Origin of the sequence: Variovorax paradoxus (genome assembly GCF_030811855.1) — a bacterium.
Taxonomy (GTDB): domain Bacteria; phylum Pseudomonadota; class Gammaproteobacteria; order Burkholderiales; family Burkholderiaceae_C; genus Variovorax; species Variovorax paradoxus_L.
In genome coordinates, this window is sequence record NZ_JAUSRN010000001.1 from 73,423 (window position 1) to 91,033 (window position 17,611).

Consider the following 17,611-nt stretch of genomic DNA (forward strand, 5'->3'; position numbering starts at 1 on the left):
GGACTGCCTGCAGCGGCAACAGCCAGCAGCGGCTAAGCCACGCCGCCGACCATGGGCGGAAGACGTCCAACTCCCTCAAGGAGTTGTTCGATCACATCGCAGGCCTGCCGTTGTCGAAGCAACCGCGCCTCGCGTTGCTCTGGCTCTTCGCCCTCGCCGAGTTCGAATTTGGCGACGGATACTGGCCCATCCTTGCGATAGCCCTCGGTCTTCTCGTCCCCCGTGAAGCGACTGCGCAGGATCGCCAGTGCGGCCTGAATCACTGCGCCGTGCTTGCCTGCCATTTCCTTGCGAAAGGCATTGGCGACGGCAGCGGATCCCTCGGGGGCGTGTTCGATGCAATAGATCAGGTCGTGCGCATCCTTGCGCTCGAAACGCTGATCGAACGCAAGCGACTTCAGGCACGTGAAACTGTCCAGGTTGGCGTGCTTGATCCTCTCGGTCGCCAGGCCGTTGCCACCCAGCAGTTCGGCCTGAATCTCGGTGACCTGATGGAGGTCAAAAACGATGGACGAATGCGGAATGTTCAACGCCGAGATCGTGCCCTCGGTAGGCAGCGGCTGCACCTTGCCGCCGGCGATCTCAGGGGCATCTGCGAGCAACTCCAACACCATCAGCGCACCGTGTTCGGTGCGAGCTTGCCAACGCCATGAGAGCTTCTTTCCGGCCTCGTTTTCGGCGCGCTCGAAACCCATCTTCTTGAAGTTGTTCTCCAGCGTGTGATATGCCTCGGTGTCGGCAAGGATCTGCAGGTCGATCACGATGTCGACATCGAGAGTGCCCGCATGTGCTGGAACCGCGGGCGGTCGGGCGGCGACCAGATACCTCGGGGTCAGTCCGCCGATCAGGTAGACCGAATCCTTCCATGGCCCTAAACCCCGCAGCAGCGTCACAAGGACGCGTTCGCAATCGAGCGTGTACGGGTCGCTGTAGCCATCGAGCGTTGCGGGTTTGGCCATCAGAAACCGATCCTTTCCTTGCGGAGGTGCTCTGCCATTTCCTTGGAGCGGCCTCCGCCGCCCAGCAGGTCGAGATAAACCTGCACCGGACTGGCCAGCCAGATGCCTCGCACGCGTTCTCGGAAGAGCAAGTCGCCGGGCGACCTCGCTTCGACAATGGCCAGGTTTGCGCCCTCGTCGACCATACGTGCGCCCAGATCCTCGATGGCAGCCTCGGCATTGGAGCCGCTCAGCAGCCGGGCGCGCACCTGGGAAACGCTGGAGAGGAACGGAGAATAACGTTGTGCCGCAGCTTCGTGACTGATCGCATATCCTGCATCGTGGGTCTCGAAAACCTCGCCGACCCGCTCCAGCAACGTGTCTGCTTTCGTGGCTGGCACGTAGTAGCGGCGAACTTTCGGGGGCCGGATCGATGCGAGTTGCTTCGCCCATGCATCCAGCAAAGCTGCGGGCTCGCGAAGCTGCCGTTCCTTGCTCGGCCCTTGCCCGCGCGACACCACCCAGTCGAAACGCTCAAGCTCTGTCAGTACCTGCGAGGCGGTGGCCGGTGACACCATCGCCCGCTGGGACAATTCCTTCACGCTGAACCAGTCCCGATGTTGGATCAGCACAGCGTGAAGCACTTGCGCGCGCCGTCCGGAAAACAGGGATCGAACCGACCTTGCGAGGCTCGGGGGTGGGGGCTTGTCGATGTAAAAGTAGGCTCCCGGCGCAGGCAGATACATGCTGCCGCCGCTGTCGTAGTACCCGACATGCTCATTTCTGAGCAGTTCCTTGGCGCCGGGGGAAATGGACTCGGCGACCAGCAGTGACAGCGGTTCCTCACCCTGCCCCCTGCGCCGGCCCTGGTCGGCCTCCCGAAACCGCCAGATCACCTCCCGAACGTCTCGCGGATAAACAGCCTTCTTGGCCTCAGTCAGCAGGACGAAGGACTTGCCGGCGACCTGCAGGTCGATCTGCGCGTCATGGCCGCGATCGACGATCGACCCGATAGCCTCGAAATGATGCAGGTCGGCATGCACGTCCGGCAGTTCGCGCAGGGCGTTGAGGAATTGCGTGATCAGCCGCCTGTCGGTCAAGGAAGACTCGAGCATCATCGAATGTAGAGCTAGTTTACTGCGCAGCAAATAACTGTGTTTTATTGAATATTCAAGCTCATGTCAATATTTACTGTACAGTAAATATTTCGAAGATCTCCAGGTCGGGACACAAACTGTCGTGAAGGTGAGTTTTGTCTCTGGTATTCGTGAGTCTCGGAAGCATCAGCCAACGAGGAGGGCATTCACAGCTTTTTGAAGGCGGTCTCGCGCATCGCAAGCACCGTGACGATGCCCGAAATGGCGAAGCCGATAACTAAGAAAGTCGGAGCGATACCCAGGCCCGTGACGCCCACGAGCCATGTGGCGATGAATGGGGCAAATCCTCCGGCGATGGCGGTCGACAGGCTGTAGATCGATGACATCCACCCGCTCCTGAGTTCAGTCGGAAAAATCTCGATCAGCGTGGCGGTGCCAGGCCCGCAGAATAGCGACAGCATCACTGCCAGAGCCACTTCGACGATGAGCGCTTCGGCAAAGCCGCCACCGGCCAAGAGAAACGAGAATAGGAAGTAGGTGAACACCGCGAACACCGCGCAGCCTGCCAGCAACACTGGACGGCGGCCCACACGGTCCGAGATCGCCCCCATGATCGGCGTGGCTGCGACCAACGCGACGAGCCCCAGACTGCTGATCCAGAATGTCTCCGAGGCAGGAATCTTCACATGTTTCTGCAAGAAAACTGGCATGAAACTCATCACGATAAAAAAGAGCAAGGACCAGGTCGACGCTAGGCTGAAAGTCACAATCGAGTTTTTCAGCTTGTTCGAATGGCGGGCCACTGGGGCGCGCATCTGACCCGAGGTACGCTCAGCCTTGAGCTTTTCGAAGGCAGGGGTTTCTCCGATTCGCCGGCGAATCACCACCGCGATCGGCCCGATGACCGCCGCGAACAAGAACGGCACACGCCATCCCCAGTTGTTGAAGGCTTCCTGGTTCAGCGTCGAACTGAGTATGGCTACCGTGATCGAGCCGAACAGGAGGCCGAGTGCGCCAGAAACCTGATGCAGGCTGCCGAAGAATCCACGTTTCGAATCGGGTGCCCATTCAACCATGTACATAGCCGCCGCGGCCCATTCACCGCCGAGCGAGAAGCCCTGGATCAGCCGCAGAGTGACCAGGAAGATTGGAGCCCACAGTCCAATACTGTCGTATGTGGGAAGGCAACCGATGGCAAACGTGCTTAAGGCCATCATCCACATGGTCGAGACCAGAAGCGAGCGTCGCCCGAGACGATTGCCCAATTGCCCGAGCACAATGCCGCCAAGCGGTCGCGCTACAAAGCCTACGCCGAAGGTCGCGAAGGAAAGCAGCAACGACGTGCTATCAGAGGCGAAATGGAAAAAATTCTTCGAGAAGACAACGGCCAGATAGCTGTACGTTGCGAATTCGAACCATTCCAGAAAATGGCCGATTCCGCTCGCTAACATCGCCTTGTAACCCATGCCAGTAGTCGAGCTGTGCGGGGATGCTTCCCCTTGAAGGTTCATCGCTTGGTCCATATAAACTCCTGTCTGATAGACAGCGGCTACGTGGTACGTACCGCCGAGCTTGGCCGCCCTGCCAGGCCACTAGGTCGACCCGATAAGGTCATTGAATTTCTTGACACGATGGATGAATGAGACCGCGTTGAAGCGGATGGCCGCTGCAAGAAGTCAGCGGTCAATCTGACCATCTCGAATGAGCGACGTTGGGAACAGCGATCGCCTCGTTACCCCCGCTGTGCCCGTGCAAGTTCCTGCATAGCGGCCCCGGCTTGGAGTGCTTCGAGAAAGCCGGCTTCTGTCACTGTCGCGAAACGCGATTTCATGAGGGAGAACGCCGCCTGCGGCTTCTTGGCCAACATCAGCGCGGCTGATGAGCTTCTTGAGAGCAGTTCGTCACGCGAAACCGTCGCGTCGACCAAGCCGATCTGCCCGCAGTGCTCGGCGGACAAGCGTGCGCCGCTCAAGACGATTTGATGCGCAATGGCTTGAGGCATAAAAAGTCCAAGCAACCACGGCGCCAAGGCGCTCACCAAGCCCCTGTCAATCTCGGGAAAACCGAGTTCGAACTCTGGCGAAGCCAAGCGCGAATCTGAGAACAGCGCGAGGGCCGCCCCGCCGCCTAGGGTTAGTCCATTGAGTGCCGAGACCAAGGGCTTCGGGAAAGCACGAATAACGCGATAAAGACTGCCGATCTCGAGCATCACGGCATTTGCTTCAGCCGGCGAGAGAGTCAACAGTTCTTTAACATCGTGTCCGGCACAGAACGCCCTGCCGTTGGCAGCCAGCACAAGCGCGGAGACTTCGTCATCGTGCCCCGCTTGATCGAATACTTGGCGCAAATCCTCCCGCATGGTTCGGTTGATCGCGTTGAGTTGATCCGGGCGATTCAGATGCACGACGAGCACACTGTCATGCCGATGCAGTGTGATCGTGGAGCATTGGCGCGATGAGCAGTTCATATGATCTTCTTTGCGCGCAAGTCCGCCAGCGCCGCGTTACTCAAGCCAAGCAGGCTTCGCAGCACATCGTCAGTCGCTTCGCCTAGCGACGGACCCGATGTGACGACACGCCCAGGTGTTCGCGACAGTTTGGGCACAGGTGCTTGCATCGTGACCGTGCCGCCGGCGCCGTCCGGACGTGTCACGAAGTTTTCACGGGCCGCTACCTGGGGGTGACTTGCGACTTCTGCTACGTCTAGAATCGGCGCGCATGGAACATCGCTCTCCTGGAGCAGGCGAATTACGGTGTCCCGATCATGCGAACGAACCCAGGTGCGCACGATGTTCTCTATCTCGTCCCTGTGCTTGACGCGCAGCGCGTTGGTGGTGAATTTGGAGTTGCTGTCCGCCAGATGCGGTGCGCTCATCGCGGTGGAAAGACGCGCGAACATCTTGTCGTCCGGTACGCCAATGGTGACGAAGCGGCCGTCAGCGCATTCATAGTTCGCAGTTGGCGCCACGGTGGCCACTTGCGATCCGAAACGTTGACGCACGAACCCGGTGCGGTTGAATACGGCAAATGCTTCGTCCATCGTCTTGAGCATTGGCTCATAGAGCGCCAAGTCCACGACCTGGCCAAGCCCGGAGCGCTCCCGCTCGAACAGCGCCAGCATCAGCCCTAGTGCACCATAGACCCCCGCGACGTAATCTGCGAGCGAGGTAGGCCCCGGGTTGGCCGGCGGGCGGTCCACTTCACCGCTAATGGACAGGACGCCACTGAATGCATGCGCAATGCGTGCGAGCCCGATGTGTTCTCTCAGGGGGCCATTCTGGCCAAACGCCGACAGACGCAGCATCACCAGGCGCCGGTTGGCCGCGTGCAGCGTTTCCCAATCCAAACCCCAGCGCTCGAAGGTGCCGGGGCGGAAGTTCTCGACCACTACATCTGCTCGCTTTGCAAGGTCAATGAACAGATCGCGGCCTTCGGGCTTGCTCAGATCCAGAGTGACGGAGCGTTTGTTGCGATTCTCATTGAGCCACTGCATAGAAGCGTCTGGGGACGTTCCTTTGGTTCCGAATCGCCGAAGCGGATCTCCGCGCGGATGTTCGATCTTGATGACTTGCGCGCCGAACTCCGCGAGAACGGATGCACTCAGCGGCGCCGCGATATACGTCGCCGCATCCAGAACGACCACCCCACTTAAAACAGATTCTTCAGACATTGACATGTGCCGATCCAAGTAAAAGAAAACTGGCCTGCGGCGCCGTATTGGGTACAAGCCGCCGAACCGAAATTTGGCCGGCGCTCAGGCCTGCTCGGCCACTGCTGCGTCATAGGCCAGAGAAGCGGCCGCCAGATCCTCTAGCGCCGTGCCCACGGCCTTGTAAATGGTGATGTCGTCTGCGCTGGTTCGGTAGAAGTGGCGACCGCGGCACCAATCTTCCAAGGTCGCTACCAGGTGGTGCTTGTCCCACGCGCCGCTGGCGATCGGGGCCAGGATGTCGCGGGACTTCAGTACCCGTCGAAAACACTCGTCATCACTCTCGCGCATGGCGGTCGTGAAGCCGCCGATCAGATTTGCGTGCGTTCGCGGCTGTAGCCACGCGCCGTGGCTTCACACCTCAGCGTCGGCCCAAGAAACCGACGCGTTGTCCCAGCGAGCAATTCGGCCGTCGCGCACCTGGAGGATTTCGATTGCGCGAGTGTGTTGCAGCCTTGGCTGTTCAGCCGACTTCCAGCGCAAACGAGCCTCGCACACCACAAGATCACCCGAGACTGCGCGAACGATCTTTTTGAGATCGTAGTAGGTGTAGTTCGCATATCGCTCTCGGATAAGCGGCCGGAGCTGCTCCTTTCCCTCTAAGACGACTGCCCCGAGGTCGGCAATGGCATCTTCGGTAAAGCAGTCGAGAATGAGCTCAGGATCCAAGGTGCTGCATGCCGCAACCACTTGATCAAGCCACTTTTGCGCGGTCTCGACATTGAGGGCCTTGTCGCCCTTTTGATAGCTGTCCCAGTCAGTCATAGTGGATTGGCTCTCAGGAGGATGGAGAGATCGAACTGTTCTACAAACCTGTGAAGAATGGAGGACCAGTTCATGGATTTCTTCCGAGCCGGTTGATGCGTGCCAAACGCCTTCTTCCTGAATCTCTCTGCGAACCTGTGCCTTCCCCGACAAGGTAGTCAAGCTCGTTTGCCTCTTTTGCCTCTTTTGCCTCTTTTGCCTCGTTTGCCTCGTTTGCCTCGTTTGCCTCGTTTGCCGTGTCCGCCGTATTTCATCGCTGGCGAGGGCGAGCGCTATAGCACGCCAAATCCGATGTACGACGATCCTGGCTCAATCACAAACGAGAGCACGCGACTGACCACCACCCTGAACCGGTCGTTGTTGAGGTACGTCTACGACTTCGGGGACTATTGGGACTACCGCATCAAGGTCGAGAAGAAGATCGCACCGATTCCGGGGTTCGTGCTCCCCGTTCTGTGCCGCTGGTGCCTGCGCAACGCCGCCGGAGGATTGCGGAGGCGCGCCGGTTACCCCTGAGTGCCAGCATTCACTCGACCAGTCATCTGCAAAAGGTGGCCCGCCGTCAAGCCCACCGTGGCTGTTCGCCTCATCACTCCCGTGCCACTTGGTCTCCTAGTTCGCGTGCGCGATTCGCCGCTGCTTTCACCGCCTCAGCCAATGCGCTCTTGCAATTGCGTGCATGCAGCACGTCCAGCGCCGCCTCCGTCGTTCCGCCCTTGGAGGTGACCCGGCGGCGTAGCTCTGCGAACGATTCGGGACTGGCAGCCGCCTGCTGCACTGCGCCGCCAACAACCCAAAGCGCCAAATCATGTGCCATCTGGGGCGAGAAGCCGAGCTCCTCACTGACCGATTGGAGGCTTTCGAGGAAGTGAAACACGTACGCCGGCCCACTGCCGCTGACCGCCGTAACGCCATCCATTTCCGCGTCGGTGTTGACCCAGAAAGTTCGGCCGATCCCTCCCAACAAGCGCTCGAGCAGGTGGCGCTCCGACTCGTCTACATCAAAGGCTGCCTGCAGCGCCGTCACGCCCGCCCGGACGAAGGCAGGGGTATTCGGCATGGCGCGCACGACGCGCCCAGACCGCAGCCACGTTGTCAATTCGGAGAGCCTCACTCCCGCGGCAACGCTCAGGTGTAAGACATCGAGGTCGGCAGGCAGTGCCTTCTCCGCCGCCGAGCGAAGCACCTGTGGCTTTACCGCCCAAACGATCAAGTCCACGCCGTCGAGATTCCTTTCTGGCGTCTGAGCAACTCGCACGCCATGGGCTTCCTGGACTCGCTGCAACTGTTGGACATCGGGGTCGATGACGAGAACATCGTGCGGAGGGACCCCTACCTGCAGCAGACCCGAAAGCATCGCTTGGGCCATGTTTCCGCCACCCACAAACGCAATTTGATAATGCATAGTCAACCGATCGACGTGAGTGAAGCGTTCCCACCGGCAGCCGCAGTGTTAATGCTCAAGTCACGCTCGATCATGAGGCGCTCGAGCGGTACCTCCGAATCCCCGGGCTGCATGCGTTCGACGCAAACGACAGGTCCGTCACGACGAGCAAGCTGATGCTGGATGCGCTCGACCTCATCCGCCGCCCCATGCAACAGCACGGAATCCAAAGCGCCCGCGGGTGTCCGCCGCAGTGGTGTCGCCGAATATGCAGAGGGCTGAAAGAAGGTTTTGGAGACGTGAACAGGGGTGCTGCTCATGGGCATGGCGGGGTATGTCATGTTCGCAATCATCAATGTGCAGCGATCGAACATTTGTTCGATCTTTTCGTATTTCACAGAACTATTCAAAGTGTTGTGGCTTTGAGCGACCCAGACCGTATCGATCGCCGCATGAGACACGCACCTACGCGGTCATGGAAGGAGAAAAAAACTCCTCCAAACTGCATATCGCTAGCGCCTGACCAGCAACGCGCAGCGCTTCGCTAGCCCGCCGCCATCGCGGCCCAAAGCGACTTGAACAACTCGCTTTCAGCGTTTGCCACTTGGTCGACAACGCCGAAATGATGCTCACCTGCAAGGCGCAGATCTTCGATGACGAGCCCTCGCTGTTTGCAAAGTCCGGCAAAGGTGTCGTGCTGCCAGAGGAAGCCCGCGGTTTCCGCGGCTCCGACGCACAGGATGTGCTTAACAGCCGAAGGGCGGATCAGATCGACGGGGCTCACTACGTCCGCAGTCGCCCCGTCCATCCGGATCTTCTCGTTGTGGGGTGTGTCGAGAATGGGAATAAGGTCGTAAAGACCGCTGATGGCGCAATTGACCTTGACCAGATCCTCCGGTCCGCCGAGCTGGCTCCAGTCCGTGAACGCTGACATTGCCGACAGGTGGCCTCCCGCCGAATGCCCGCCTACCGCGATTCGTCCGGGATCGCCTCCATACTCGCGGATGTTGTGGTGTACCCATAACAGCGCCGCTTGCACACTGGCAACGATCTCCTCGATCTTGGCGTTCGGAGCAAGTGGGTAGTTGATGCAGACGCACGCCGCGCCGCGCTCGACAAACGGCTCGGCAACGTAGCTGTAGTCCGACTTGTCCAAGAAGTGCCACCAGCCGCCATGGATGAAGACGAAGACTGGCGCATTGTTGTTCCGCGCAGGAAAAATGTCGCAGGTCTGCAGCTCCCCCTGCCCGTACGGGACGTCGGACCAATGCACCAGGCGTCTTCGCGTTGATTCGCTCATCGCGCGCCAGTTGTCCGAATAGCGTTGATGGTCCGGAACCGCTGCTTGGTTCCGATAGTCAAGCGGCGTCGCCGGCTGACGGTAGCTTCTTGTGGCCATGAGGTGACGAAGTGGAAGGTAGTAAAAGAAACTTGTGCCTCCTTGTCGAGGCGGCGGTTGGGCGCCGGAGCAAGCCGGCCCAGCGAACCTCCGCACGCCGCGAGTGCACATGCCAGTCTTTATGCCCGGTGAGCCGAAACCGCGGCTAGCCCCCGCCCCGTTGGTAGTTCAGCGCGTAATCCGGAGTCCTGATACCGGACCGCAGATCCGGCGCATTGACCGGTGCTCCGGCCACGACGCGCAGCGGTATCGTGCCGGCCCACAAGTCCAGCCCCAGGTCCTCTTCGTAGTCGCGCACGCCGAGGTCTCGGACTTTTGCAGAGACTTCGACTATTGGGAAGCGCAGCACCATCGTGGCGTCGAGCTCCTTTTGCTTTGGCGCACGCACCCGATGACCCGGCACGACGGACTGAATCACGCGGTCGACGATCTCTGCCTTGTGCGGTCCCTCCACGAGTTGCCCGCTGGAGTAGATGATGGCGGATCGATAGTCCACGCTGCAACCGAATCCGGACCGACCCGCCACAACAGCATCGACGTGGGTGACGGCGATGGCAGCCGGTACCCCTTGAGCGAGGACGCACAGCATTCGATTCGTCGGGCTGCCGTGGAGATAGAGGTCTTCATCGATGCGAAGGATCGTCGTCGGAATGATGCACGGCTGGTCCTCGTAGATGAAGCTCACGTGGCAGACGATGGTCTCATCGATGATCGAATGGACCAGCTGACGATCGTAGCTGGCCCGCTCCGGCCGGCGTCGGACTTGGGTACGCGGGGTTGGCGCGTACTGAGAAGTCTGGCTTGGGGCGATCATGCTCAAGCCACTGCCTTCGCCGACTTTCCGCGCAGCAGGTCGTCGCCCTCGTAGGCGTTTTCTTGCCGAACATAGGTGCCCGTGCTGAACAGCTTCAGCGTGTCGTACAGTGACTTCGGCACAGTGACGCCTTCCACCACCGTACGTCCGCGGGCTTCATACCGGCGCTGCGACGGCAGTCGCGTTCCCTCCTGCTCGAGGATCTTGCTGAACAGTTGCTCCCCGTGTTCCAACTGCGCCTTGCGGTTGCCGTTCTTGAGGCATCGAACGGGGTCGATGGCAATGATCAGCTCGCCGCCGCATGGCGCGCCGGTGTTCGCGACATCCTTCTCGCCGGCCTCGTAGCTCAGCAGATCACCGACCAGCGGACCGGCGAGTAACTCGACCATCATGGCAATGGAAGCGCCTTTCACACCGCCGAACGGCAGCTGAGCGCCTGCAAGAGCGGCCTTCGGGTCGATTGTCGGCTTCCCGTCCGGGCCCACCGCCCAGCCTTCGGGCAGCGGCTTGCCATCACGCAGACGGACCTGGATTTCGCCGCGCGCGCTTGCGCTCGAAGCTTGGTCAAAGACCATCGGAGGGTGGTTAAGTCGAGGCCAGGCGAAGGCCATGGGATTGGTGCCGTAAAGCGGCTTGGTGCCGCCGTGCGGCGCAACGTAGGGCGCTGCGGCGACAAACGCGAACGCGACCAGGCCACGGTTCGCCAGGCGCTCGACCTCTGGCCACAAGGCCGCCACATTGAGGGCATTGTTGACGGCCAGTGCGGCGATGCCCGTCTCCTGCGCCCGCTTGGCGAGGAGCTCATCGCCGACTTCCAGTGCCAGCGGTGAGAAGCCATAGTGGGCATCGACTCGTATCACGGCTGGCGCAAGGTCGTCGACTGTCGGCTCCGCATCACCGGAAGCTTGCCCAGCGCGCAGTGCATTGACGTAGAAGGGAATGCGGAACAAGCCGTGATGGCGGCACTCGTCGCGCTCGGCCGCAGTCACCGTATTGGCGATGGCGTTGGCGTGGGCTTGGTTGAAGCCTTGGGCGAGCAACAGCGTTGTTGCGAGCTCGTGGACTTCCTCGAGTTTCATACGGATGGAATCGCTCACTTTTTTCTCCTTGGAAGGGGTTGGAAATTGATTACTTCTTGACCAGCGGACAGGCGCTGGCGCCGAGCGGCTGAAAGGCTTGCTCCGCAGGGACGGTGGCAACGACCTTGTAGTAGTCCCAGGCGCGCTTGGATTCGGCCGGCTTCTTGACCTCAACGAGGTACATGTCGTGCATTACTTGCCCGTCCTCGCGGACGCGGCCGTTCTCGATGTTCATGTCCTTGATGGGCAGTTCGCGCATCTTGTTGGCGACCGCAGCCGCGTCGTCGGTTTTTGCGGCCTCGATGGCCTTGAGGTAATGCCGCACGGCGGAATAGACCCCCGCCTGAGTCATCGTCGGCATGGCCTTGCGGCGCGCGAAGAACTTCTCGGACCAAGTGCGGGAGGCCGCGGTTCGATCCCAATAGAACGCCGTCAGGAACTGCAGGCCTTGCGCGGCTTGCAGCCCCATGCTGTGCACATCCGTCAGAAAGACAGAGGGAGCCGCCAGCGCCTGCTTCGGGGTGATGCCGAATTCAGTCGCCTGCTTGACGATCGAGGTCATGTCGCTGCCGGCGCTCGCCGCCACGATCAGCTTGGCCTTGGAGGCCTGCCCTTGAAGCAGGTACGAACTCAGGTCCGAGGAATTGAGGGGAAAACGCAACTCGCCGACGACCTTTCCGCCGTTGTCGGTGACGGCCTTTCGAACATCGTTCGCGAAGGCGTGGCCAAACGCGTAGTCCACGGTCAGGAGATAGATGGAGTCCAGGCCGCGTTGGGTCATGAGACGGGCCAGGCCATAGCCGTTGCTGTAGCTGTTGTAGACCCACTGGGTGGACAACGGCGTACACGCCTTTCCAGTGAAGTCGGAGGACGCTGCAGTGATCAGCGTGATCTTCTTGCGCTCGTTCGCGAGTGCCTGCACGGCGAACCCCACACTGGAGTTCGAGAAATCGGCGATCGCGTCGACGCCGTCCTTGTCGAACCAGGCTCGCGCGATGCCTGCGCCGATGTCCGCCTTGTTTTGGTGGTCCGCCCAGACAAGTTCGATCTTCTTGCCGAGCACCTGGCCACCGAACTCTTCGATCGCGAGGCGAGCGGCCTCCACCGAGCCAACGCCGGCCAAGTCTGAATACAGGCCGGACTGGTCGTTCAGGATGCCGATCTTCACGACATCGCCAGACACTTGCGCGCTGGCAGGTCCCGAGGCCACAACGCTCGCGATGGCGGTGAGCGCAGCCAAGCCGGCTGCGAAGAACTTGAGCGCTTTCGAGGACATGTTCATTCCTTTCTGAGGAAGTTGGTAGTGGTCATGGAAAAGGTGTTTGCACTCGCATGCATCCAGAGCAACACTTGTGCATCTCATGCAAACTGAAAATCAAAAAAAGAGATCAACGATGTGGATTCGCACCCTCCGGGGTGGCAAGTCCGACAGCGCGTTCTTGATGGCCGGGGTGTTTAGCAGCCTCGGTCAGTGAACTTTTGCGAGTGCGCCACACCTCGAATTCACCCACCAATCCGCGACGGAACACCATGACCACAGTGACCAGGATCACCCCTTGGATCACCATCACCCACTCACCAAGCGGAGCCAGATATTCCTGCATGGCGAGAATGCAGACCGCTCCCACCAAAGGACCCAGGACGGTACCCATGCCGCCGACCAGCACCATCAGAACCACTTCGGTGGCCATGTGCCAATTCACGTCTGTGAGTGAAGCAAGCTGAAAGACGAGCACTTTGGTTCCGCCAGCCAACCCGGTCAGCGCGGCCGAGAGCACAAACGCCAGCAACTTGTATCGATTGACCTTGTAGCCCAGCGAGACGGCTCTCGGCTCGTTGTCGCGTATGGCTTCGAGCACCTGGCCGAAAGGTGAATGAATCGTCCGGTGATAGATGGCGAACGCCGCCAGGAACATCGCGAGCACCACTACATAGAGAACGTTGTCGTTGGCGGTGTCGAGCAGGCCAAGAACCACTGGCCGAGGAACCTTCTGCAGACCATCTTCACCGCCAGTGAACGGCGCCTGAAGGCAGAAGAAGTAGACCATCTGCGCCAGGGCCAACGTGATCATCGCGAAGTAGATTCCTTGCCTTCGGATCGCGATGGCGCCGGCGATAAATCCCAGCACCGTGCTCGCCAAGACGGCACAGAGCAGCGCAACCTCGAACGGCCAACCCCATTCCTTGAGGGTATACGCCGTGACATAGGCAGACATGCCAAAAAACATGGAGTGTCCGAGTGACAACAGCCCGACATAGCCGACGAGCAAGTTGACCGCACACGCGAATATCGCGAAGCACATCACCTTCATCAGGAAGATGGGGTAGATCAGCGCGGGCGCAATCACTGCAGCCGCCAACAGGTAGACGATCGGGCGAAATGTCAAAGAAGCGTCTTGTCTCATAGTGATCTCACTTGATCTTTCCGAAGAGCCCCGCCGGCTTGACAAGCAGCACGACGACCATGACGAGGAAGATCACGGTGGCGGACGCCTGCGGATAGAAGAGTTTGGTCAGTCCCTCGACGGCACCCAGCGAGAATCCCGTCAGGATGGAGCCCATGATCGACCCCATGCCACCGATGACGACGACCGCGAAGACGAGGATGACCAGGTTGGACCCCATCAGCGGGCTGACTTGATAAATCGGAGCCGCCATGACCCCAGCCAGTGCCGCGAGTCCCGCGCCAAAGGCATAGGTAAGCGTGAGCAAGACAGGAACGTTGACTCCGAATGCCCGCACAACCTCAGGGTTCTCGGTCGCGGCACGAAGGTAGCTTCCCAATCGGGTCTTCTCGATGAGAAGCCATGTAGCCAGGCAGACCGCTAACGACACGACCACAACCCAGGCGCGGTAGTACGGCAGGAACATAAATCCCAGGTCCATTCCTCCCGGCATCGTGTTCGGGTAAGGCAGTCCCGATGAACCAAAGCTCTTCCTGAACACGCCCTCGACGATCAGCATCAGTCCGAAGGTCAACAGCATCCCGTAGAGGTGGTCCAGGCGATACAGGTGCCGCAGCAGCAGCCGCTCAACGAGCACAGCTGCCAGTCCGACGGCAAGCGGCGCCACCAGCAGCGCAACCCAGTATCCGACGCCGGCCCACGTCAACAACATCCAGGCCACGAACGCTCCGACCATGAACTGAGCGCCGTGCAGGAAGTTGATCACATTGAGCAGGCCGAAGATGATGGCCAGGCCAAGGCTCAGCATGGCGTAGAACGCCCCGTTCATCAGACCCAGCAAGAGCTGACTCATGAACGCATTTGTGGGGATGCCAAAAATTGATTCGATGCCCATGTGGCGCCTCACACGCTCAGGTAGGCGCTCAGCTGAGCGCTCTTGGTGTCGACCTCTGCGCTGGAGAACGTATCGACTACTTCGCCATGCTCCACGACGTAGTGACGATCGGCCACGCTGGTCGCCAACCTCACGTTCTGCTCAACCAGTAGGATGGAGATGCCACGCGCCTTGAGCTTCTTTATCGTCAATCCGATCTGCTCGATGATCACCGGGGCCAATCCCTCGCTCGGTTCATCGAGCAACAGCAGTTGCGCGCCGGTGCGCAGGATGCGGCCGATGGCAAGCATCTGCTGCTCTCCGCCGGACAGCTTCGTTCCAGGACTTTTCATGCGCTGAGCCAAATTCGGGAACAGCGTCAGGATTTCTTGGACGCTCATGCCTCCAGGGCGCACCACGGGCGGAAGCATGAGGTTTTCCTGCACAGTCAAGCCGGAGAAGATGGCTCGCTCCTCGGGGCACCAAGCTATGCCGGCGCGGGCGACTGCCTCGGGAAGCCGCCCCAATAATTCCCGACCCTCGAACTCTACGGAACCGCTTTTCTTTGCGACCAAGCCCATGATGGCGCGAAGCGTCGTCGTCTTGCCTGCACCGTTTCGACCAAGGAGGGTGACGACCTCTCCTCGATGAACGGTGAAGTTCATCCCATGCAGAATCCGGCTCTCGCCATACTGCGCGTGCAGGTCGCCGACACGAAGATGGGCTTCAGCCATGAGCGCCTCCCATATAGGCGGACACAACCTCGGGGTTCTTCGAAACGGCCTCGTAGGTTCCTTCCGCGAGCACCTCCCCGCGACACAGAACGGTAATCGTGTTCGCGAGCCGCGCGACCACGCCCAGGTTGTGCTCGACCATCAAGACGGTCCGCCCCTTCGAGACGCTTTGAATGAGCGCCGCGACGGTCTCGATGTCCTCGCGTCCCATCCCCGCCATCGGCTCGTCGAGCAAAAGCACCTGGGGCTCCAGCGCCAGAGTCGTCGCAATCTCCAGTGCGCGCTTGCGGCCGTAGGACAGCGTTCCCGCCACCTGGTCGCGCTGATGAAGCAAACCAACCGATTCGAGCAGCCGGTCCACGTCCGCATCCAGTGCTTTAAGGCTGGAGAGCGGCTTCCAGAAGTGAAATGTCGTTCCCAGCCGGCGCTGCAGCGCCACACGAACGTTTTCGCCGAGCGAGAGCTTCGGAAAGATGGCGGAGATCTGAAAAGATCTCACCAGACCCTGACTGGCAACGTCTTCGGGCGCGGCCGAAGTGATGTCCTGCCCGTTGTAGAAGATGCGGCCGGAGGTGGGTCGGATGAATCGAGTGATCAGATTGAAGCACGTCGTCTTGCCCGCGCCATTGGGGCCGATCAGGGCGTGGATGGTCTCGCGCCGTACCCGAAGGTCAACATTGTTCACGGCGGTGAAGCCACCGAACTCCTTGGTTAAGCCCTCGACAACGAGCGCGTAGCTGCCCCCAACGTCGGGCAAGGTCTCCGTCATGCCGCCTGAAATGCCTGGAACTGTCATCGTTTCAAATTTGCGTTAGGAACACAATGATGTGCATGTTATGCACATTTGTCTATAGGGAAAGTTATTAGTCAATTTTTGCCTATCATGCATGTTTCGTGCCTGCCGAAGGAACGTCTCCAAGGCACGCGGAATGGCGGACCGAGAACCACCGTGGTGCATGCCGCACCCTTCAGTGATGCACTCAGATAGCAACGAAACCCATGGAAGAAAACAAAGCCGACCTCGACGAGACCATCAGGACAGTGGCCAGGCGTTTGGGTGAGCGGTTGCGTGATGCACGACGCTCCAAAGCCATCACCCTTGAAGTCCTCAGCGCCAAGACCGACCTATCGGCGGGCTTTCTGTCTCGCCTCGAGCGCGGAGAGACAAGCGCTTCGATCTCCAACCTCATCGTGATCTCGGAGAGCCTGGGGATCGCATTGCGTGACTTCTTCGAGGATGCGCAGGAACGTCCCCGACCCGACTATGTGTTGACGCGGGCAAAGGACAGGAGTTGCGAAGCTCCGCTGAGTGCCGGCGGCTACACCTACGGCCTCACCAGCGGCGATCTGGAGGGCGAGCAGGTCAGCGCGTTCGAACTCGTCTACCCTGCCGGCGAGACGATGCATCCAGAGGTACTGACACACCGAGGCGAGGAAGTCCTCTATCTTCTTGAAGGCACCATGGAGTTCCGCATCGGTTCCGACACGATGGTCTTGGAGCCCGGCGACTGCGTGCACTTTGCTTGCGATCAACCGCATACCGGCGAGAACATCGGGCACGGGGAGGCACGCCTGTTGATGATTGTCTCGCCCGTCGACTCCATCGACATACCGGCCCGAATGTCTGGCCGCGACCCCGACTCGGCCAGAAGCCTTACCCAGTTCACAGGCGGGAAGTAGCGCCACCGGCGCCTGCCTGTGAGCTCCACGTCCTGGGTTCTTTGCTGCACCGTGCCGCGATGGTAGATTTGCACCACACACAAAATCAGCGCTGCGATGGACAAGAACAAATCAGAACTCGAGGAAAAGACCCGGGCCGTTGCAATCCGGCTCGGTGCGAGGATCAGGGAAGCCCGCCGCGCCAAGCAGATCACCCTCGAGCGTCTGAGCAAAGACACAGACCTCTCCCCGGGTTTCCTGTCGCGCCTGGAACGCGGCGAATCGAGTGCCTCGATCTCCAACCTGATCGTGATTGCGGGCCGCCTCGGCATCCCACTGGGCGATTTTTTCGAGGATCCTGGTGCAAAAGCCGCTCCGCGCTACATCCTGAACAGAGCCAAGGACCGCGGTGGCGAACCGCCACTCACTGCTCGGGGATACTCGTACCACCTCATGAGTGGAGAGCTCATCGATCAGCAGATGAGCGCTTTTGAACTGGTCTACCCGGCGGGCGAGTCGATGAACCCGGAGGTCCTGACGCACGCAGGCGAGGAAGTGCTGTACCTGCTGGACGGGCAGTTTGAATTCCGAATCGGCGACAAAACACTGGTGCTCGAGCCAGGCGACTGTGTCCACTTCTCTTGCGAACAGCCACACAGCGGCAAGAACGTGGGCCATTCACCCGCGCGGCTCCTCATGATAGTGACGCCGGTCAACTCCTTCGGGTGAATGAAGGTGCAAGCGCGCTCCCCTCG

The 17,611-nt window shown here is 60.2% G+C and carries 19 protein-coding genes and 1 pseudogene; 3 read left to right on the top strand and 17 right to left on the bottom strand.

The window, feature by feature from the left end; translation table 11 throughout:
- Positions 1 to 32: 32 nt before the first annotated feature.
- The 7 genes and pseudogenes from J2X92_RS00395 to J2X92_RS00425 all read right to left on the bottom strand — a co-directional run bounded on the left by J2X92_RS00395 (position 33) and on the right by J2X92_RS00425 (position 6,508).
- Positions 33 to 959, bottom strand: coding sequence for an antitoxin (locus J2X92_RS00395; protein ID WP_307572554.1), 927 nt, complete (start codon positions 957 to 959; stop codon positions 33 to 35).
- Positions 959 to 2,056, bottom strand: a complete 1,098-nt coding sequence (locus J2X92_RS00400) for a hypothetical protein (RefSeq protein ID WP_307572556.1) — start codon at positions 2,054 to 2,056, stop codon at positions 959 to 961. Before J2X92_RS00400 ends, J2X92_RS00395 begins: the two co-directional genes overlap by 1 nt.
- A gap of 185 nt (positions 2,057 to 2,241) precedes the next feature.
- Positions 2,242 to 3,558: an MFS transporter gene (locus tag J2X92_RS00405; RefSeq protein ID WP_307572558.1), complete on the bottom strand. Its 1,317-nt coding sequence runs from the start codon at positions 3,556 to 3,558 to the stop codon at positions 2,242 to 2,244.
- 209 nt (positions 3,559 to 3,767) lie between these two features.
- A complete protein-coding gene (locus J2X92_RS00410; RefSeq protein ID WP_307572560.1) occupies positions 3,768 to 4,502 on the bottom strand; it encodes an enoyl-CoA hydratase/isomerase family protein in 735 nt (244 codons plus the stop codon).
- Positions 4,499 to 5,710, bottom strand: a complete 1,212-nt coding sequence (locus J2X92_RS00415) for a CaiB/BaiF CoA transferase family protein (protein WP_307572562.1) — start codon at positions 5,708 to 5,710, stop codon at positions 4,499 to 4,501. Before J2X92_RS00415 ends, J2X92_RS00410 begins: the two co-directional genes overlap by 4 nt.
- 78 nt (positions 5,711 to 5,788) lie before the next feature.
- Positions 5,789 to 6,076, bottom strand: a pseudogene (locus tag J2X92_RS00420) (ornithine cyclodeaminase family protein); the annotation flags it as partial.
- Between the two features lie 21 nt (positions 6,077 to 6,097).
- The gene (locus J2X92_RS00425; protein WP_307572564.1) at positions 6,098 to 6,508 is read right to left on the bottom strand and encodes a nuclear transport factor 2 family protein; all 411 of its coding nucleotides are present in this window, start codon (positions 6,506 to 6,508) and stop codon (positions 6,098 to 6,100) included.
- Positions 6,509 to 6,607: 99 nt separating this feature from the next.
- Between J2X92_RS00425 and J2X92_RS29525 the strand changes: the two genes are divergently transcribed.
- The gene (locus tag J2X92_RS29525) at positions 6,608 to 7,024 is read left to right on the top strand and encodes an IS1096 element passenger TnpR family protein (protein WP_373424756.1); all 417 of its coding nucleotides are present in this window, start codon (positions 6,608 to 6,610) and stop codon (positions 7,022 to 7,024) included.
- Between the two features lie 73 nt (positions 7,025 to 7,097).
- Here J2X92_RS29525 and proC read toward each other — a convergent pair whose 3' ends face one another.
- The 10 genes from proC to J2X92_RS00480 all read right to left on the bottom strand — a co-directional run bounded on the left by proC (position 7,098) and on the right by J2X92_RS00480 (position 15,966).
- Complete coding sequence (gene proC / locus J2X92_RS00435; protein ID WP_307572567.1) at positions 7,098 to 7,913, bottom strand: pyrroline-5-carboxylate reductase; 816 nt, start codon at positions 7,911 to 7,913, stop codon at positions 7,098 to 7,100.
- Between the two features lie 2 nt (positions 7,914 to 7,915).
- Positions 7,916 to 8,290 (bottom strand): hypothetical protein, encoded by a 375-nt coding sequence (locus J2X92_RS00440; RefSeq protein WP_307572569.1) that lies wholly within the window; start codon positions 8,288 to 8,290, stop codon positions 7,916 to 7,918.
- A 146-nt stretch (positions 8,291 to 8,436) separates the two neighbouring features.
- Positions 8,437 to 9,291: an alpha/beta hydrolase gene (locus tag J2X92_RS00445; protein ID WP_307572571.1), complete on the bottom strand. Its 855-nt coding sequence runs from the start codon at positions 9,289 to 9,291 to the stop codon at positions 8,437 to 8,439.
- 145 nt (positions 9,292 to 9,436) lie between these two features.
- A complete protein-coding gene (locus J2X92_RS00450) occupies positions 9,437 to 10,105 on the bottom strand; it encodes a pyridoxamine 5'-phosphate oxidase family protein (protein ID WP_307573809.1) in 669 nt (222 codons plus the stop codon).
- 2 nt (positions 10,106 to 10,107) lie between these two features.
- A complete protein-coding gene (locus J2X92_RS00455) occupies positions 10,108 to 11,202 on the bottom strand; it encodes an Ldh family oxidoreductase (RefSeq protein WP_307572573.1) in 1,095 nt (364 codons plus the stop codon).
- A 31-nt stretch (positions 11,203 to 11,233) separates the two neighbouring features.
- Positions 11,234 to 12,460 (bottom strand): ABC transporter substrate-binding protein, encoded by a 1,227-nt coding sequence (locus J2X92_RS00460; protein ID WP_307572575.1) that lies wholly within the window; start codon positions 12,458 to 12,460, stop codon positions 11,234 to 11,236.
- Between the two features lie 112 nt (positions 12,461 to 12,572).
- Positions 12,573 to 13,589, bottom strand: a complete 1,017-nt coding sequence (locus J2X92_RS00465; protein WP_307572576.1) for a branched-chain amino acid ABC transporter permease — start codon at positions 13,587 to 13,589, stop codon at positions 12,573 to 12,575.
- 7 nt (positions 13,590 to 13,596) lie between these two features.
- A complete protein-coding gene (locus J2X92_RS00470; RefSeq protein ID WP_307572578.1) occupies positions 13,597 to 14,484 on the bottom strand; it encodes a branched-chain amino acid ABC transporter permease in 888 nt (295 codons plus the stop codon).
- Positions 14,485 to 14,492: 8 nt separating this feature from the next.
- The gene (locus J2X92_RS00475; protein ID WP_307572579.1) at positions 14,493 to 15,197 is read right to left on the bottom strand and encodes an ABC transporter ATP-binding protein; all 705 of its coding nucleotides are present in this window, start codon (positions 15,195 to 15,197) and stop codon (positions 14,493 to 14,495) included.
- The gene (locus J2X92_RS00480; protein ID WP_307573810.1) at positions 15,190 to 15,966 is read right to left on the bottom strand and encodes an ABC transporter ATP-binding protein; all 777 of its coding nucleotides are present in this window, start codon (positions 15,964 to 15,966) and stop codon (positions 15,190 to 15,192) included. The genes J2X92_RS00475 and J2X92_RS00480 overlap by 8 nt, the downstream gene beginning before the upstream one ends.
- Positions 15,967 to 16,196: 230 nt before the next feature.
- Here J2X92_RS00480 and J2X92_RS00485 point away from each other — a divergent pair, with 230 nt between their 5' ends.
- Positions 16,197 to 16,877, top strand: a complete 681-nt coding sequence (locus J2X92_RS00485; RefSeq protein WP_307572581.1) for a helix-turn-helix domain-containing protein — start codon at positions 16,197 to 16,199, stop codon at positions 16,875 to 16,877.
- A 96-nt stretch (positions 16,878 to 16,973) separates the two neighbouring features.
- Positions 16,974 to 17,585 carry a helix-turn-helix domain-containing protein gene (locus J2X92_RS00490; protein WP_307572582.1) on the top strand — a complete coding sequence of 204 codons (612 nt, stop codon included), beginning with the start codon at positions 16,974 to 16,976 and terminating at the stop codon, positions 17,583 to 17,585.
- Positions 17,586 to 17,611 lie beyond the last annotated feature (26 nt).

Excerpts from the sequence above, each read along its gene's own strand:
- J2X92_RS00395 (WP_307572554.1), bottom strand. The coding sequence starts at position 959 with ATGGCCAAACCCGCAACGCTCGATGGCTACAGCGACCCGTACACGCTC.
- J2X92_RS00400 (WP_307572556.1), bottom strand. The coding sequence starts at position 2,056 with ATGATGCTCGAGTCTTCCTTGACCGACAGGCGGCTGATCACGCAATTC.
- J2X92_RS00405 (WP_307572558.1), bottom strand. The coding sequence starts at position 3,558 with ATGGACCAAGCGATGAACCTTCAAGGGGAAGCATCCCCGCACAGCTCG.
- J2X92_RS00410 (WP_307572560.1), bottom strand. The coding sequence starts at position 4,502 with ATGAACTGCTCATCGCGCCAATGCTCCACGATCACACTGCATCGGCAT.
- J2X92_RS00415 (WP_307572562.1), bottom strand. The coding sequence starts at position 5,710 with ATGTCAATGTCTGAAGAATCTGTTTTAAGTGGGGTGGTCGTTCTGGAT.
- J2X92_RS00425 (WP_307572564.1), bottom strand. The coding sequence starts at position 6,508 with ATGACTGACTGGGACAGCTATCAAAAGGGCGACAAGGCCCTCAATGTC.
- proC (WP_307572567.1), bottom strand. The coding sequence starts at position 7,913 with ATGCATTATCAAATTGCGTTTGTGGGTGGCGGAAACATGGCCCAAGCG.
- J2X92_RS00445 (WP_307572571.1), bottom strand. The coding sequence starts at position 9,291 with ATGGCCACAAGAAGCTACCGTCAGCCGGCGACGCCGCTTGACTATCGG.
- J2X92_RS00450 (WP_307573809.1), bottom strand. The coding sequence starts at position 10,105 with ATGATCGCCCCAAGCCAGACTTCTCAGTACGCGCCAACCCCGCGTACC.
- J2X92_RS00460 (WP_307572575.1), bottom strand. The coding sequence starts at position 12,460 with ATGTCCTCGAAAGCGCTCAAGTTCTTCGCAGCCGGCTTGGCTGCGCTC.
- J2X92_RS00465 (WP_307572576.1), bottom strand. The coding sequence starts at position 13,589 with ATGAGACAAGACGCTTCTTTGACATTTCGCCCGATCGTCTACCTGTTG.
- J2X92_RS00470 (WP_307572578.1), bottom strand. The coding sequence starts at position 14,484 with ATGGGCATCGAATCAATTTTTGGCATCCCCACAAATGCGTTCATGAGT.
- J2X92_RS00475 (WP_307572579.1), bottom strand. The coding sequence starts at position 15,197 with ATGGCTGAAGCCCATCTTCGTGTCGGCGACCTGCACGCGCAGTATGGC.
- J2X92_RS00480 (WP_307573810.1), bottom strand. The coding sequence starts at position 15,966 with ATGACGGAGACCTTGCCCGACGTTGGGGGCAGCTACGCGCTCGTTGTC.
- J2X92_RS00485 (WP_307572581.1), top strand. The coding sequence starts at position 16,197 with ATGGAAGAAAACAAAGCCGACCTCGACGAGACCATCAGGACAGTGGCC.
- J2X92_RS00490 (WP_307572582.1), top strand. The coding sequence starts at position 16,974 with ATGGACAAGAACAAATCAGAACTCGAGGAAAAGACCCGGGCCGTTGCA.